Origin of the sequence: Enterococcus quebecensis (assembly GCF_001730365.1) — a bacterium.
Classification (GTDB): domain Bacteria; phylum Bacillota; class Bacilli; order Lactobacillales; family Enterococcaceae; genus Enterococcus_L; species Enterococcus_L quebecensis.
Map to the genome: position 1 here is coordinate 120,484 of NZ_MIKB01000015.1, position 18,307 is coordinate 138,790.

The 18,307-nt window shown below is 33.8% G+C and carries 12 protein-coding genes; 1 reads left to right on the forward strand and 11 read right to left on the reverse strand.

All coding sequences use genetic code 11. The features are described from left to right. Window positions 1-44: 44 nt before the first annotated feature. The 9 genes from BCR23_RS10235 to BCR23_RS10280 form a co-directional block, all read right to left on the reverse strand. The gene (locus BCR23_RS10235; RefSeq protein ID WP_069635404.1) at window positions 45-752 is read right to left on the reverse strand and encodes a DNA-binding response regulator; all 708 of its coding nucleotides are present in this window, start codon (window positions 750-752) and stop codon (window positions 45-47) included. 270 nt (window positions 753-1,022) lie between these two features. After that, a complete protein-coding gene (locus BCR23_RS10240; protein WP_069635405.1) occupies window positions 1,023-2,123 on the reverse strand; it encodes a tyrosine-type recombinase/integrase in 1,101 nt (366 codons plus the stop codon). 1,128 nt (window positions 2,124-3,251) lie between these two features. Next, entirely contained in the window at window positions 3,252-3,812 is a 561-nt protein-coding gene (gene apf / locus BCR23_RS10245; RefSeq protein ID WP_069635406.1) for an aggregation-promoting factor, read from the reverse strand. 432 nt (window positions 3,813-4,244) lie between these two features. After that, window positions 4,245-5,471 carry a hypothetical protein gene (locus BCR23_RS10250; protein ID WP_069635407.1) on the reverse strand — a complete coding sequence of 409 codons (1,227 nt, stop codon included), beginning with the start codon at window positions 5,469-5,471 and terminating at the stop codon, window positions 4,245-4,247. A 24-nt stretch (window positions 5,472-5,495) separates the two neighbouring features. Then, window positions 5,496-7,292, reverse strand: coding sequence for a glucosaminidase domain-containing protein (locus BCR23_RS10255; protein WP_069635408.1), 1,797 nt, complete (start codon window positions 7,290-7,292; stop codon window positions 5,496-5,498). Window positions 7,293-7,309: 17 nt separating this feature from the next. Continuing rightward, complete coding sequence (locus BCR23_RS10260) at window positions 7,310-8,455, reverse strand: coiled-coil domain-containing protein (protein WP_069635409.1); 1,146 nt, start codon at window positions 8,453-8,455, stop codon at window positions 7,310-7,312. Window positions 8,456-9,393: 938 nt separating this feature from the next. Next, window positions 9,394-11,334 carry a heavy metal translocating P-type ATPase gene (locus tag BCR23_RS10270; protein WP_069635411.1) on the reverse strand — a complete coding sequence of 647 codons (1,941 nt, stop codon included), beginning with the start codon at window positions 11,332-11,334 and terminating at the stop codon, window positions 9,394-9,396. A 195-nt stretch (window positions 11,335-11,529) separates the two neighbouring features. Beyond that, a complete protein-coding gene (locus BCR23_RS10275; RefSeq protein ID WP_069635412.1) occupies window positions 11,530-13,161 on the reverse strand; it encodes a peptide ABC transporter substrate-binding protein in 1,632 nt (543 codons plus the stop codon). A 19-nt stretch (window positions 13,162-13,180) separates the two neighbouring features. Beyond that, complete coding sequence (locus tag BCR23_RS10280) at window positions 13,181-13,558, reverse strand: OsmC family protein (protein WP_069635413.1); 378 nt, start codon at window positions 13,556-13,558, stop codon at window positions 13,181-13,183. A gap of 546 nt (window positions 13,559-14,104) precedes the next feature. Here BCR23_RS10280 and BCR23_RS10285 point away from each other — a divergent pair. Then, window positions 14,105-16,963, forward strand: a complete 2,859-nt coding sequence (locus BCR23_RS10285; protein ID WP_069635414.1) for an InlB B-repeat-containing protein — start codon at window positions 14,105-14,107, stop codon at window positions 16,961-16,963. A gap of 74 nt (window positions 16,964-17,037) precedes the next feature. Here BCR23_RS10285 and BCR23_RS10290 read toward each other — a convergent pair whose 3' ends face one another. Both BCR23_RS10290 and BCR23_RS10295 read right to left on the reverse strand, forming a co-directional pair. After that, window positions 17,038-17,370 (reverse strand): thioredoxin family protein, encoded by a 333-nt coding sequence (locus BCR23_RS10290; RefSeq protein WP_069635576.1) that lies wholly within the window; start codon window positions 17,368-17,370, stop codon window positions 17,038-17,040. Window positions 17,371-17,444: 74 nt separating this feature from the next. Beyond that, window positions 17,445-18,212 (reverse strand): MerR family transcriptional regulator, encoded by a 768-nt coding sequence (locus tag BCR23_RS10295; protein WP_069635415.1) that lies wholly within the window; start codon window positions 18,210-18,212, stop codon window positions 17,445-17,447. Window positions 18,213-18,307 lie beyond the last annotated feature (95 nt).

Consider the following 18,307-nt stretch of genomic DNA (forward strand, 5'->3'; position numbering starts at 1 on the left):
AGCTGAAAAAATAGAAACTAAATTAAGAACTGTTATAACTACTATCAACTAGATAACATATACCCTCTTGAACGAATCGTTCGAATATATTTAGGTTTTAAAGAATCATCTTCTAATTTTTTTCTTAAATGAAAAATCAGATTCGCTACACGATATTTCTTATCTCCTTTTTCTTCTCCCCATACATTTTTATAAAGTTCTTCATATGAAATTGCTTCGCCTTGATGATGAATCAATAACTGTAAAACTTTAAATTCCAACCTAGTTAAAGCAACTTCACCTCTTCCTTCGATATTTACAGAAAAATTATTAGGGATCAAACTTATCACAGGAGATTCCACTCCACTTGTCAAATGATTGTTATTACTACTTATAACTTCTTGTTTCTTTTTATTTGATCTTCTTTCAAGAGTATTCATAATATATAAGCAAAATTCGTCTGACTCTGTTCGATTATCAAAGGTTCCGTCTGCTCCTAGTTGAAGATGAATGATTCGATTAATCTTCGTTGACTCATGAGATAAAATCCAGATAAAACGATTTGTCAAATTTCTTACTTTAATAATCAACTCGCACGTTAGACCAATTTCTTCCAGTCCTGATTCTGTAATTATTACTGCATCCATTTTTTCAATACTTGCATCTAGTTCATCTGAGTTCAGAGAATGAATCGAACATTTCTCTTCTTTTAAAGCTGCTACGTAGCATGATTGGCTATCCTTGATACTACTTACAAGAGCTATGTTAAACATGTTCTTCCTCCTTATACTTTATAGTGATTTCTTCCCTATTTTTTGATTTCCTTTTCGTTTTACGCTAAAACTTATGAATAAAAATGCTCAGTAGTTAAAAATATTCTTTTATTCAAATTTATAGTAAAATTACTATAATTATTCTTTTTGTAGTTACCTTAGAACTTTCTCGTTCTAAGTAAGAACAGGAAATCATTGCATAAGCCTAATAGTAGCAACGTTTTTAATTTCCTGTGACGGCGATTCTGACGGCTAAATCGTAATTCCATATTAGATAGCAGCCACTGCTTCCACTGCTATTCTCTCTTCAGTTAAGTTTGAATTCGTGTAAACATCAAGGGTCATTTTGATTGAAGCATGCCCCAATAATGAACTGATTACAGCAATATTTATTCCTTTTTCTAAGCAACGAGTCGCAAAAGAATGCCTCAACGCATGGAAAGTACATTCAGCTAGTTCCAATTTTTTTAGTAGTCTTTTAAATTGATAGCGAATTGTACGCGGTTCCGTATAACTATGATTTTGAGAAACAACATAAACACTACTACTTTTTTGTTTTTTATTTTGTAGTTGTTCCAATAAATCCGAAGATAAAGGAATTCTTCGTTCCGAAGAGTCTGATTTTGGTTTTTCTTCAATAATTTGCGTTTTCTTCTCACTGTCTATGTGTGTTTTTACCCTCTGAAGAGTTCGTTTGACAGTCAATACTTTATTTTTAAAATCGACATCTTCCCATTTTAACCCTGCAATTTCGCCAATTCTCATACCCGTCTCTAAAGATATCAAAATAGCCAAGCCATCATGTGATTGTCTTGCTTCTTTTATCAATAGCGTATGTTCAAACTGAGAAATATTAGTTATCCTGGTTCTCCTCACTTTTGGAAGTTCAATATTTTCGTAGATTGAACTTCGAATAAAATGAAGTTTTTCTGCATATTTTAATGAGGTTTTCAACACTCTAAATACTGAATGTAGTGAATTTGTTGATATTTTTTTATTTGTTTCATGAATAAATTGATTAATATGGCTAGAATTCAACTCACTTAAGCGAATTTCCCCAATTGTTGGTCGAACATGACAATCAATTTTACTTTTATAGCTATCAAAGGTTCCCGGTTTTACTTTTGTACTAATAACTTTTTCCAACCAGTAATCTAGCCAATTATTGAGGGTTCCGTAAAATTGTTCATATTTTTCTTGACCAGAAAATATTGTTGCTTTTTTAATCGTTAATTTTTGTTTCACTTCTTTATATGTCTGACCATAAACATAACCATAATGAATGCGTCCATTAACCTTTCTCCCCTTTACATATCTCCCTTCCCAACGTCGATCTTTTCGTTTATAAATATTCTCACCTTTTCGAGCCAAAATAATCTTCCTTTCATAAAAAATAGTTGACGGCTAATGTGACGGCGAAAAAGAAATAGGGTTTTTCTCATTTTATTCAGAAATTACTAAAAAATTTGATATTTACTTTTTAGACAAATGAGTTATACTGAAAAAAGAGATATAAAATACATATTTCATATATTTTAAAGATATAAAAAATATAGTTGACATCATTCTGCAAATAATATAACATTCAAAAAATGGATAAAGCCTGAAAAATATCATTTTTTCTTTTCCGCGTCATTTTCGTTTCCTGTTCTTACTTAGAACAGGATTTTTTGTATCCGCTCCTATTATCTAGTATAAAGAAAATGCTTATCTTATTCTTAAAAAAATAGTGTAAATTTTATTTTTTTTAGACATCCCTTTAAAATAATTAAAACTATACCTGAAAAAATGAAAAAAAAAAAGAAGATATGAACTATCTTCCAAAATTTCTATATTTTTCTATACTTAATCATATAACACAAGTGGTTAAATCTTATCTTAGCAACAGATAATAAAAACCTCCTCACATTTAATTACTTACTAGTAGTTTTTTTGTACTTATTAACAAAGGCTCTCATAACACTCGACAAATGGTCATATATTATAAAGAACGCTATTAACTCATCCAACATTAAAACCATGATAGTCCATCGTATAAGGTTCTGCTATTTCAATGATTCGAAAACAACGTCTCGTTCTTGATTAAAACTTTGAAAACCATTTGCTTTTATCCTATTATTTATGTTTTTTTTGCTGTGGTCGCTACTCTACTGTTTTGCTTTTTTTAAGTAGGTCGTACAGAGCCGTACTATTCTTTCATTTCCTAGTTTCTGTACATATAAAGAGCTTTTTTATTTCACTTGATTCCACAGTGGCGTCTAGGATCATTTTATCTTCTAAACACAAAAAAAGAGCTAGACTAAACTAAAAATCAGTTTTGTCCAGCTCTCTATAGCTTAATAAACGGTGAGAGAAAAGCACCACGTTTAGAAATAAGTTGGAATTCACAAAAATTTATGAGTACATTTCGCAAATTTTAGCTTGCTTCTTATAACTAACCACTTTTCTCCTGTCTTCTTTTGGTTTAACTATGTTGCTTATTCTAAGCTTCTATTCGGCTTAATACCAACCATTAGCAACCCAGAAAGCTTGAGCTGCTTCCCATGAGCCATAGCGTCCCGCTACATAGCTATCTGCTACACGTTCTTGGTTAGCTTCTGAATAATCACCATTTAAATATGAAGCGTCTAATTGGTATCTACCGATGTATTTACCGTTTGTAGCATTGTATGAACCGCTAGATTCTTTTTGTGCAATCCATTCTTTTGCAGAAGACGTGGTTACAGCACTTGATGCCGTTGGAGTAGCCTCTTCTACAACAGGTGTAGTTGTTTCCTGTACAGGAGTTTGTACTGAAGCTGGTTTTTGAGGTGCCTCTCCAGTCGTACGGATCACTAGTTCTTCTCCTTCGAAGATCATATTTATATTCGAAATATTATTGTCTTTAGCGATTAAATCGATCAAACTATTGTCTCCATTGAATTGGTGAGAAATAGTAGATAATGTATCTCCAGATTTTACTGTATATAAGCTATCAGCGTGTGCGTCAGTTGCTCCCATAAAAATGCCAAATCCTGCAGTCAAAGTTGTTGCTAATAAAATCGTTTTAAGTGATTTCAATGTTGTTTCTCCTTTGTAAAAAAATATTTTGTCGTTTGTTTATCGACTTTGCATACTTTAACATCTAAAAATATTTCATAGGTGAAAATGTCATGACAATTCGTTACGAGTATTTTTGTTGAGTAACAGCTTGTAAAAAAGGCTAGAAAAACACTTGTTCGTACGGCGTTTTGACTTACATTTTTCAACGGGAGAAATCATTATTTTTTCTGAAATTTTCATCCTATATTTTTCATAACGAATGTAATATTACAAAATACTGGAATTGTTACAACAATTTTCGTATGATTTTTATTACTTCGGAGAATTTTTTGGGAAAATTTTTCCATTTTAACACATTAATTAACACTCATTTTATCCCTTCACATGCTAAAAATCGCAAAAAAAAGAAGCACTTATACTAATTAAGCACTTCTTTTTTATTTATTTAACCTATGCATCAAAATCTTTTTGTTCAATCACCGATTCTAACAACCTATTTTCAGTTTGAATGATATCAAAAAACGAACTAATCTTTTCTAATTGTTCATAATCAATTTGATATAATTTCACTCGTGGTTTAAAAAATAGAAAACCAGGTCGAATTTTAACACGTTCATTGATCAAATGACATTGTTCCATCATAGATTGTAAGTCCATTTCAGATACACTATTCTTAATTTTTTCAATACGTGCTCGTTCATAGACCCATTGATTTTTAGTAAACGTCATCTTTTCAGTAATCGTTACTAATTGACGGTTCAAACGCCATGATTGCTCAATAAATTTCGCTTTTTTATATAAATCATCATATTGAATTAAATCAATCCGTACAGGTTTATACCAGTCTTCTTCATCAATAGATGATTTTTGATGCTTTTTGAATCGTTTTAACCCGCTAACGAGTAAACTGTTTTCTATGGCGAGCAGCTCGTGCTCCAATTTTTCTTTTGCTACCCGCACACGTTCCTTTGACGCTTTTTCTCTTTTCAAACTTTCTTTTAAAAAGAGGACTTCACTTTCTTCTGAACGAACAGGAGTAATTGATCGAACTTCTTCCAAAGGTTCAGGTTCCAATGTTTCCTCGTCTTCGAATTCACTGTCCTCAAAAAAAGGGCTCTTGAAGTTTTTTTCTTCAACATTCTCTTCTATAGACATTTCTACAGGAAAGCTAAGTGTCTCACCAGATAAGGGTAACTCTTCTTCTTCCCGAAAGTCCGAAAGAAGTCTTGCTTCTAAAATACTGCTGACTGATTTATCTTTTGAATAGCCCATTTGTTCAAGGCTAACTAAAACTGAAAACTGAACTGGTTCTTCTTCTGAATCAAATGAAACAGGAATCAATTCACACAAATATGTACTAAAAGAACCATCTATTTCTTCAACTATCTTTGTCCAAACAAACTGAGGAAACAACTCTTCTAATTCTTCCAATAGAACATCCCAATTCAATTGAGCATGAAAAAACTGAATTTCCACATGTTTTTTTATAGATGAAGAAATTACTTTTCGGGAAAGTTCATCGCTTTCTCGAAAAGTAAGGAAATCTCCAGTTGAGCGTTCATAGAGTGCTTCACACGCTTCAACCATTTCTTCTACACTATCTTTTTGGTAGAGAACGGTCCCTGTAGTGAATGGGATTTCCCGTTGATGAAAAAACACATCAAAATAATCATTCATTAAACCGTTCTCCTTTCTTGTTTTTTATGATTGCAGATCATAAACTGGCCCTAAGATAAGTTGCTGACCTTCTGTTAAGAAATACTGATCTAAGTCGTTCCACTCTTTTAACGACCAAACTGAGATACCAGTCTTTTTAGAAATACTCGCTAAAGTATCTCCTTTTTTGACTTCATATGTTTCTTTGGTTTTTTTACGAGTTGCGCTCACTTTATAATCTTTAGTTGTTGTTTCACTTGTTTCTTTTGTCGCTTTGGCAACTTTTGTTTCACTTGTCGATTTTGTTGCTTTTGTTTCGCTAGTTTCTTTTGTCGCTTTTTTGCTAGCTATTTTCTTATCAGCTGTTGCTGTTTTTGATTCATTTTTTGTTGATGAAGAAGTTGTCTCTTTGCCTGTAAAAGCATTAGATAACTTTTGAACCATCTCCAACGAACGATCTACTGCTGCTTCTTTTGGCATAGTAGTCATTTCTTCTTGCTGTCTTGGAATACTTAATTTTTGACCAATAAACAGCATTCGTCGATCTAATTGATTTTTTTCCAAAATAGCTAGTGTCGAAATATTATACAAATCACTGATTGATTTAAGTGATTCGCCTTTTTTCACTGTATGCGTCAATAATTCAATCGCTTGATCTTTTTGAGCATCTTTCTTTTCAATCTTATCAAACTTTGTATTTAAAGTGATCTTTTTAGCTTTTTTACTGTTCTTTTTATCTTTCAGGGTGTCATATTGGGTTAAATTATATGCATCGATCAAACCATTTAGTTTTGAATTATAACTAGTGTCTGTTGCATAACGCCCTGTTAGAAACTTGGTAGCATCTTTGTATGATTTCGTATTCGTTTTCCACGTTCCGCTGTAAAAAGCGTTACTGTAATCTGTACCACCTCTAAGAAGCTTAACATAATCACCTAAGGATTCTTTATACGATGGGTACTTTCTAAAATTAGAACGAATCGTAAACATGCTTCCAGAACCATTGTCTTCACTCGTAAGGAAGTTAGCACTTGCTCCTTCATAGCTGCCTTTGATCCCAAATAAATTATAATTCGGTGCAGAAGCTAAGGCGCTATTTCCAGAAGCACTTTCCAGGATTGCCTGAGCAATCATAACTGATGCATATAAATTGTTCTCACCAGCAATTGCACGGGCATCTTCACCGATAACTTTAACAAAACTTTTGGTTGTTAAATTAGGGCTAATATGAAATACCTGATCTGACCCAGATGGGCTGTTGCTTCCAGTATGACTGCCAGTCACGTTTCCTATGTTCGTGTTCGGCCTGCTAGGCTGCTGCACTGAACCTGATTGTGCCGGCGGAGTTGTATTAGGTCTTGACGGTCTACTTGGCTGCGGTTTTGGTTTTGGCTTTGGTTTTGGTTTTGACGGCGTTGTCGTTGAACTTGACGTGCTCGTCGAGCTGCTTGTCGTACTGCTCGTTGTGGAATCAGTTGATGACGACGACGTGCTAGACGAACTTGTTGATTCAGTTGTATCTTGTGTAGAACTAGTATCATCCGTTGTACTAGTTGATTCACTGCTCGTCTCTTCGGTAGATTCTTCCGTTGTAGAAGTCGAACTGCTCTCAACAGAAGAGCTGGTTTCTATTCCTTCTACCGTACTTTCTGTTGTTTCATGTTCCTTAGTTGAAGATAAAATTTTAACATCTTCTTGTTTTTCAGAACCTTCTGTTGCTTTATGATCGATTTCTTTAGCAACAATCGGTTGAACATCGGTAACAGAAAGGACAGCACTTGAAGTAAGCAACCCTACACTTAATAATCGCATTTTTTTACTGTTTAGATTTCTTTTTTTCATCTTGTGTCCTCTCTTTTTTATTGGTATGGATCTTCTTTCACCAAGTTGATGATTTGATTGAAGGCTTGTTCTGATTCTTCCTTAACATCCTTGATGCGTTTGTAATAGTTTTGGTATTCTTGTTCTGCACGTTCTAAACGTTTTAAGACACCAGCTTTTCTCTTTGTCTCTTCGTTGATTAGTTGTGCACGCTGATTTGCCTGATTAATTATTTCTTTCGCTTGTTTCTTCGCTTCCAACAATACTTCACCAATATCTTCTTTAGATAATTGTTGATCAACATCTATCGTTTTTTGTGCTAATTGACGCTTAGCTGTTTCAAGCTCTTGACGAACTTTTGCTAGTTCTTCATAAGCACCCGTGTCAGTTGGCGTATCTGATGCCATAATCACAATACGATCTTCTGAAAGTTTATCAATTTCTTCTTGTTTCGCTAATAGCTCTTGTTCATACTGTCTAATTTTATTAGCAAAACGCTCTGCTTTTTTACGATTTAAATCAGTCTCATCGATTTGACGATTGCTTTCACGTAACAAAGTATTGTATTTACTTTTCACTTGTTCAAGCTCAGCCATACGAGCATCATAGTCTTTTGGTACAGCTTGTACCATTGATAATTCATTTTCCAGAGCTTCACTTGTTTGACGTGCAGCGTCTACTTCATTTTGCAATTGAGTAATTTCTCTCTTGCTCTTGCGTAGTTCCGCTTTTAACTCTCTAAGTTCACCTTGAAGTTGTTCATTTTCTTCTTGAAGCTCTTCTAGTTCTTCATCATCAATGACCTCATTAACTGGTGGTCTTTTTTTCTTTGGTTTTGGTTTTCTTGGTGCTGGTTTTTGTTTTTTCTTCTTCAAAGAGAATAACGAACGGTTATCTTCTTCGTCATCTTCATCGTCATAATCTTCGTCATCGTAGTCGTCATCATCATAATCTTCGTCATCATCGTAGTCGTCATCATCATCATAATCTTCGTCGTCATCATAGTCGTCATCATCATCATCATAATCTTCGTCGTCATCGTCGTAGTCGTCATCATCATAATCTTCGTCGTCATCATAGTCGTCATCATCATCATAATCTTCATCGTCGTAATCTTCGTCATCATACTCATCGTAATCTTCGTACTTTTTTCTTTTTTTACCTTTGCCAAAAATTTTTAGCATATGCTCACTTCCTCCTAATAATATCGGGCTATTTCTTTTATTGATTATTTTTAACGTATCAATTAAACACTAAGTAATTTAGTTGAGTTGTCTATATGTAACTATAGTGACAAGTGCAGTAATCTTTTTATTTGTAAAAATAATCAACTTCACTTCTGAGCTTAATCTGAGTTTATTTTCATTATGTAAAAAACGGTACTCAAAAAAACCTCTGAAAACATGCCTACCTTCCTCCATTTTATCAGATAACGCCTCAACAAACAAATCGAATTCAAGATTTATTTTCATTTTTACAAAACTAAAATCACTCTCACTTCATAATTTCTAAAAAATAGAAATAAAATATAGTCAAACCCATGTTTTTTTATGAGTATATTTCCAAAAAATACGTTATTCGATTTTATTATTATATTCAAAATCACTATTAATAGTTTTTTTCACATTCAATTTTCCAACTACAAAAAGACAATTTTATTCATCTTTCCTTTAAAAAATCATAAGAACTTCCACATTCAACTATTCATCGGGCTTAACTTTGCTTTTATCAAGTATTTAGTAAAGATAAAGTAGGTACTGACAAAAAATAGTCCTTAAAAACAACTAGTCATTTTATTTCATTTTCGTCTGTTATTTATTCTATAATAATTAATTAAACAATTGATAGTCACTGTTCAACATTTTTTTTGTTAAAAAGTAATTTTTAGCATAAATAAACGTCAGTTTCTATCAAATTCCAATGTTCTTTTAATCTTTCCAACTATAATATGATGGTTATTCAATTAAGACTTCTCTCAGTTACTACTAAATTTTCGTAAAACAACCTATTTTTCATTTAACAACTGTTAGATTGATTATTTACAAGAAAAGTTAGACAAATAAAAAAGCGCCGATAGAGTAAATCGAAATCTCGTCTTACTCTATCAGCGCTAAACATTTTTCTATTCTCTAGATGGTATCAATAAGCGTAATCCATTCAGTATAACTAGTAAAGTACTACCTTCATGCGCGATAATACCAATTGTAATATCCATTTTCCCAAAAATATTTAATGTGATTAACAAAAATACGATAAACATTGAAAAAATAATATTTTGCCAAACCACTCGATCTAATCGTTTAGAAATAGAATAGGCATAACTGAACTTCGTTAAATCATTTTGCATCAACACCGCATCGGCAACATCAATGGCAATATCTGTTCCATCTCCCATGGCAACACCTATGTCTGCCGTAACCAAAGCAGGTGCATCATTAACGCCATCACCAAGCATAGCTACACTACCATATCTCTCTTGCTGATCTTTGATAATCGCAGCTTTATTTTCTGGCAATACATTTCCAACCACCTCATCAATGCCAATTTGACGTCCAACTGCCTGCCCTGTCAATTCCGCATCGCCTGTAATCATCGTTGTGTGAATGCCTTGTGATTTTAAATAGCTAACCACTGTTTTTGCATTTTTATTCGGTACATCCATCATAGCAATCAGGCCAATGACTTCATCATCTTTCGCGAAATAAACTACCGTTTTGCCTTCTTTAGCGTATTGTTCATTATGAGCATTAATTTGAGGATTTACTAACGTGAAATTCTCTGGTTTACCAATTTGATAGGTACTTCCTTGATACGTAGTTACTAGTCCTTTACCGATTTCATTTTCAACCGTTAATGCTAATTCTTTTTCTGCTTTAAAATTTTTCAAAATAGCGTTCGCTAATGGGTGGTTCGCTGTTTTTTCCATTGCAACAATCACATCAATACAGTCTTGCTCTTTCATATCTGTTGATCCCGTTAAAAAATAAAAATCAGTTACAGAGGGTTTTCCTTTGGTTAGTGTTCCGGTTTTGTCAAAAGCTACTGACTTGATCGTTGCCAAGTTTGCTAGATATGAACCGCCTTTGAACAAAACACCTCTTTTAGCTAAATTGGAAATCCCTGACAATGTTGCAGGTACTGCACTGGCTGCCAACGCACATGGAGAAGCTGAGATCAAGAACACCATACCTCGATAAAAACTTTCATCCCATGTCCAATTAAACAAAAATGGACCAATAACTATAAATAATGGAACTAAAATCAAAACAGCTGTTACATAATGGGGAGCTAGTTTTTGAATTTTAGTCGCTGTTTTAGATAAATTTGATTGGGATTGATTGACTAATTGGAGAACTTTAGCAAATACAGTGTCACTGCTGTCTTTAGTTACTTCCATAGTAAATGCCCCGTTGCCATTGATCGTACTACCAAAGACTTCATCACCGACTGTTTTTTCACGAGGGATACTTTCTCCATTAATAGAAGATTCATCAATGGATGTACTTCCAGAAATGATGATCCCATCTGTTGCAATTTGATCTCCGTTCAACACTTGTAGCTTATCACCGATTTTTAAATCAGATACATCCACCGTTTCCACCTTACCATCAGATTGAATTAAACGAGCTTCTGTCGGATTCATTTTGAGCAGATTGGTGATTTCTCTTTTACTTCGTCCCTCTGCATACTCTTCAAGAAAATGAGCTGCAGCAAAAATAATAATCAGCAAAGCTCCTTCTTCATATTTCCCAATAATTGTCGCTCCAAGTGCAGCTAAGGTCATTAAAATATGGACATTGGGCGTAAACTTCCCTCGCTCTTTGGTGTCGTTTATGGTATCGACAACACCTTCTAAAACAATGTGATAGCCAGATAAGAGCATTGCACTAACAAAAAGAATATTTTGTAAAAGCGTTCCTTCATTTACAAAAAATGCACTAAGAAAAATAGCTAGCCCTACAAAAAATAAAATAACCGGAGATTTCCCGTGATCATGCTCGTGATCGTGGTTATGTCCTTTTTCTTTAGTGGAATCGTGTGTATGTTTTTTTGTTGTTTCCATTTTGTTCATCCTCCCTTTTCGATTGTTTTCTGAAAAGATACACTTTATCTTTTCAAATGAATAACCGTTCATATATTATAGTTCTATAATACATGAATGAACATTCATGTGTCAAGAGAAAATAACTCTCTTTTATGAACAAAAAAAGTTGAAGTAAGGTTTGTTACTCCTTACTTCAGCCTGAATTTATTTGGCTTAATCCACCTCTATATATTTGAAACTGTACGGCGAACCAAAACTGTGTTTTACTACGTTCTCAATATTTTTCTTTTGTAATAGTGCTGTTTGTTGTTGATAAATTGGGGCAATCGCATAATCTTCCGCAAGTAACATATGTTCAGCCTTCAAAAAATCAGACCATCTTTTTTCTTCATCTGCTACATCAGCATTTTCAGTCGCTTGGATTAATTGATCATATGCAGGATTCTTATAATTGATATGATTTAATCCAGAAGTAGACGTGAACATATCTAAAAATGTGATCGCATCTTTGAAATCAGGCATCCATTGTCCAAACGCGATATCATACTCTCCAGATAAATAGCGATCTTGCACATTATTGCTTGGTAATGCAACTATCTCAAATTTGATTTCCGGCAGCACTTCAGCGATTTGACTAGCTAAATATTCAGCCGTTTTTTTCTCCGTATCTGTATCTTTAGTCAAATAAACCAACGTTATTTCATCTTTGTTTAGTTCCTTTTTTGCTTGTTCAAACGCTTTTTTGGCTACTTCTTTGTTAAACTCTTGTTGGACACCATTTTCTTTGCGGAAATCTTTTCCAGTTTTAGGATTTTGTACGAAGTTTTGTGGAATAAATCCTGTTGCAGCAATTGATCCGTCTCCTAAAACATTGTTTACGAACGTTTCACGGTCTATTGCTAAAGAAATAGCTTTTCGCAATTGCTCATTTTTTAGCAACTTATCTTGTCCTTGGTTGAAACGAAGATAGCCCATTTTCGTGTCGTTTTGGTTTTGAAAATCAGGATCATTTTTATACTGTTTAGAGAATTCTCCGTCTAAAACAACTCGATCTAGCTCATCTGTTTGGTATAAATTGACTGCAGTGCTTGTTGATTTAACTACAGTATTTTGAATTTCATCAATTTTTACAGTCTTAGCATCCCAATAGTTTGGATTTTTCACATACTGCCAGGTCTCTGAATTTTGTTCCCAACCTTTTAACACAAAAGGACCATTGTACAATGTCGTTTCACTAGAAGTACCATAGTTATCCCCTTGTTTTTCAGCAAACTCTTCATTAATTGGAAAGAATGTCTCAAAAGTTAACAACGAAGAGAAATAGGGAATTGGTTTGATTAAATGGATCACCAATGTATAATCATCTGGTGCCTGCACACCCAGTTCGTCTGGACTCATTTTCCCAAGATAGATTTCTTTCGCATTTTTAATAGAAGAAACAAATAAGCTAGCATATGACGGCGCAGTTTCCGGTGTAACCGCTCGCTTCCAAGCATACAGAAAATCTTTTGATGTTACGGATTCGCCGTTTGACCACTTGGCATCTTTTCTCAAAGAAACGGTATACGTTTGCTTATCCGCACTAATGCTAGGTAGTTCTTTCGCGACCGCTGGGATCACCTCATCTTTTTGACTTAATTGATATAGTCCTTCCAACACTTGATTTTGTGCATTAAAACTAGTAAAGTCTTCTTCTTGCGTTGTATCCAAAGTCAACAGTTCTGCCGGTTCTGAAAATCGAGCAATCTTCTTTTGACTTTTATCAGACGCAGACTGATTTACTGGACTGCATCCTGTAAAAAACACCCCAAAAAAAATGAGCCCAATGATAAAATACTTTCTCATGTCATCCCTCCTTCATTTATTACACAAAAAACACTTCTTCAACAACATCAATAGATGGATCGAGCGATTGGATAACTGGACAATTTTTACTGATTAAATGAATTGCCCGTTCCGCTTTCCCTTGCGCTTCTTTTGAAACATTAATGAAAAAACTGATTGTTACTTTTCTTAGTGGTTTTGTTGGCCTATTTTCATCACGCTCATACGAAATCTCCACTTTTTTTATAGTAAAACTTATCTTAGAGTTCGTTAGAATCGTTTCATACACGTATGATCCACAAGCACCAATGGATGCAACAAGCATTTCCACAGGTGAAAAACCACTATCTTTTTTCAATAGCCAATTGCCACTTTGATGTACCAACTCAAAACCTCGTTTGCTTGAAATTAACTCCATATTCCCTACCCCTTTTTTATAGTTTATTTAATCCTTTTTGATTGTTCCATCCATCATAGTATAAATTCTCTTCCATTTATAATAGTTATTCTTGATATATGATAGTTATAACCTATCATACGAAGAAAAGCAGGTCGTTTGCTTCTCTTTCACTCAATTTATAAAAAAGAATTATATTTTCTCCCCTCACTTCGAACACCCTGGATATAAAAATAAGAAATATACAAGAATTTTATTAGCCGCATCCACATACCAAATCCAAAATCACAAAGCTATCATTACATCCATCCCCGAAAACAGCTGTTTTAATCCAATTAAACTTTATTAAAAAAGAACGATATATAAAATTAAATAACGTTAATATTTTATATCATATATTTATAAATCCGTATATTTTATAAATAAAAAAATATAACCATGCTTAGGAAACTACAAAAAAACACCTACAAACAGCTATTAAACAAGCTTAAAACAAAAAAATGATTTGATTTACAAATTAGAAAATGATAAGATGATGATACAAAAAACATAAGGATGAATACTCATATGAATCTAATTAATAACGGTATATACCTTAACAGAAAAATGAAAAAGAATTTTTTGATAACTATTTTATCCATTACATTCTTATATTATTCTTTTTCAATGGCTATCCATGCTGAAGCTACTGAAACGATTCCTTTCAATTACTATATAAGTATTCCATATGCCTATAAAGATTATGAAAATATGGCGTTGGATATCAGTGGAACAACAAATAAGTTAATCATCTATGCTAAACACAGCCGTGGAAACCAAACACTTGGTTTTGAGTATATACCAAAAGATGATGCCTATATTATATTTTCTGGTGAAAATAAACAAAAGCTATTAAGGGCTAGTAGTGATAAAAGCGGAAGCCATGTCAATTTATTTGAATTCACAGATATGGCCGTTAATAGTTTGGCAAATCTTCCAGAAGAAAGCCTATGGCAGATAGAAAAAACATCTACAACTGATTTTTACCGAATCACCAATAAAAAAAATGGTTTAGCTCTTACAGATGTGGGCACCGATGATTCAGCTCCCGTACAGTTACAAGGAAAAACAACAAACAATAACCAATTGTTCAAAATCACCTCATTTAACAGACTTTTTTATCTAAAACCTTCTCTTAAACAAGAAAATACTTTAGACATTTCTGGCGGAGTCGGAGAGAACCCTATCATTACATACACTAAAGGGACTACACCTCAAGAGAATCAGCAATGGTACGCAGTTTATTTACCGAAATGGGGAACGTATCTTATCGGAAACTATAAGGATCGCTCATTGCTCTTACATTACACGGCCAACAAAGATCCATTAAAAGCAAAACGCTTTAACTTAGATGTTAATAATATCGGGCTCAACCAGCAATTTTTATTTATACCTGTACCAAAAGAAACACAAGCATATTTTATTCAACCTGTGAACCAGCTTAATATTTACTTGAGTTCAGAAGGGCCATATGTTAATGGCTCCTCAACTACTTTCCGCGGTTCTAAAACAGCAAGCGTAACAACCGATAAAACCCAACAGTGGATTTTAGACTTTTTTGGCAACGTAACAGCTCCAGTTCTAAGTAATCTGAAAATAGTAGATGCAAAAAAAATTGATCCAACAAGCAAACTGCCTTTAATCTATCCTGGAGAAACGTTAGCTATAACAGGCGCTATAGCTTCTAACTTTTTTAAAGGCTACGACCTGTACGCCCGTATGAATTTAAACATTTCTGAGATTGTTAAATCTGATTTGAGTATTACTGATGGTAAATCACCGTTTAGCTATACATTCTCTGAAGATCAAACTGCACAATTACCAAATGGACTAAACTCTATGGAGATCAATGGACGAGCAGATAAATACTTCCCTTCAAATGGTTTAGCCGCAAATTTCATGGTCGATTACGCAATTCCCACATTAACTGCTGATAGTACGCTGAACTATACTGTAGGTGATAACCCACTTCCCGTTATCAAAGGTTCCTTTACAGATAAAAAAGCAAACACTCTTGAAATTACAGCAAAAATCAACCAATCAACAATTGAAATTCCTATTTTGAAACAGTCGGGAACCCAAAATACGAATTCTATTGCATGGCAATTGGATTTAAATAGCTTAACACCTGAACAGAAAAGTTCCCTAACCGTTGGCGAAAACACTATTACGTTTACACTAAAAAACGACTGGAAAGTTTATAATACTGCCACCACTGTAACTAAACTCAATATTTTAGGAACAGGAAAAATTTTGTATAAAAATGATGCTGGGAAAGAAATCAAAGAACAAACTCCACTTAAACAAACAGACATTGCCAAGCCTGACTATTTAGTAGATATCCCTGCAACAATTGATGATTATAAATTAGTCTCTGCTTCTGGTGACGGAGTTCTACTCCCTGAAACATCTCAAATAAAAGGAACCTTTGCTACTAAAGCGGTTGAATCAATTGCTAACTATGAGCAATATCGTTTTTATCTTTCTTATGATGGAAATGGCTTTTCTGCGGGAAGTTTACCAGAAAAACAGGTTTTCGAGGTAGGTAAACAGCAACCTGCAATCCCTTCACCAGGCGATTTGACTAAAAAAGGCTACCATTTTAAAGAATGGAACACAAAAGCTGATGGTACAGGACAAACGTATCATCCAGGAGACCTATATCAAACGTCTAAAAAGAACAAAACATTATATGCAATTTGGAGACCTGCAAAGGTTACCATGAGTGTTAATTTCCTTTATTCTGGAACAGATAAACCAATCTATCAAGATATTCGCACAGGCACTGAACCTGCAGCTCCTGTAAAATATGAAGTATTTGCTGATTCTGACTTAGCTTCTTCAATTAGTTCTCAAGCAATTCCGTTAGACCGCTTTGGTTACTCAATAGCTAACAATGGAGCTTACACTGTACAGTTAGATGGTAAAACGATAGATACAACCACCGTACCTCAAAGCGATTTTTCTATCTCTTATTCCTACAATGGTATGTTTAATATAAGTGAGTCTTCAACAATTGACTTCGGTAGCCAAACAATTAAAAATACCGGCACTATCAGACACAACCCAATTAACAACCCAGTGATTAATATATTGAATACTGAAGCAATTTCTCAGTGGACTTTGTATATCAAACAAGATCAACCTTTACAAAACTCAGACACACTTTTCAAAGGCGCTTTATTTTATAAAAAGAAGGACGCAGAGATAGAATTAACAACAAGCAATCAGCAATTTATTGGTGCTCACAACAGTGATCCTTATACTTCCGTTAATCTTGGCTCTAACGAAAATACAGCTTCGGAATTATACATGAAGGAGTATTTTGGTAATAAAGTTGGGCAATACGAAGGTATTCTGTGGTGGTCCTTGGTAAATGGTCCATAATAAGCAAACCAATTATTGCACAAAAAGACGAAGCTCTTAGTTTAAGAGCTTCGTCTTTTTGTATGCTGTGTTTCTTATGCCGAGTCCTTTGTATGCGAATATATATGTTCAATCTGAGCGTCTAATTTTTTAAACTGAACAAATTTTCCTTCACGAATGTACTCTTTTCCATCGACGAAAAAAAGCATCGTTGGGGCAGAAAATATCAAATACTCCGCAGAAATTTCTTTGACCTTGTGCGCTTCAACTTCTCTTAGTTCAATTTCAGGGTACTTTTTTAATAACTCAGTCAATTTAGGTTGTAGGACATGGCACACAGAACAATCCTCTTGTGAGACATATAAAAAAACCAAATGATTTTCTCTTACAAAGGTCGTTACTTCTTGAATCGTTTGTAATTTTTCCATCGCTTCATCATCCTTTTTTGATTGGCTAAATGATAGCATTTTCTCTTCAAAATTACGACTTTTCTGCACTTGTTCTATTTTCTTACTTCAATCCATGCCTTGTAATGATCTGTTTGAAACCCATCTTGATCTTCTGCCGTCATAATGTAACGACCGATCACACGTCCTGTCTGATACCCTTGCTTTTCCAACTTTTGTTTGATTAAGGATACATTATTCTTTAATGGATTTTCCGAGCGAATGGAAAGTAAAAATTGCTTATACGTATGTATCTGTTCATCTGATTTTTGCCAGATTGTTGTTTCTTCTATAAATTCTTCTTTTGTCACTGCAAAACCATAAGTAATTTCTTTTTCAAGTTTTAAATCGATGTAAACAACTAAACTTGATGGATCTTCGATGTATGCCTGCAGCTCATTTGGATCACTTAAATCAATTGGAATAATTCTTTCTACATCTAATATTTTATCAATAAATTCTTTTTCCTTTAATTCAATCAAACTCAATAATTGGTCTTTTCTATGCTTAATTCCTTGTTGTTTTCTTTCTAATTCCGCTAATTCTGAGGCAACTCGTGTTTCAGTCTCATCCAAAACCGTCCATAATTCTTCTGGTGATTTTCGATATAAATTGTTCATTTTACTGATGGGAATATCTAGTCTACGGTAAAAATCAATATCACTGATAGTCAAAATATCTTCCATATCAAACATTCGGTAACCATTATGATTATTTCTAGAAGACGTCAGCAAATTCATGTCATCCCAATAACGAATTTTAGATTTCGGCAACTTCATGATTTCAGCAACTTGTCCAACAGTCAATAACTTTTCTTTTTCCATCTACTCACCTCTTACTTTAAATTATAAACAAAAACTATTGACATTCAAGTAACTTGAAGGTGTACTATTTTTACTATTGACGAACAGGAGGACAA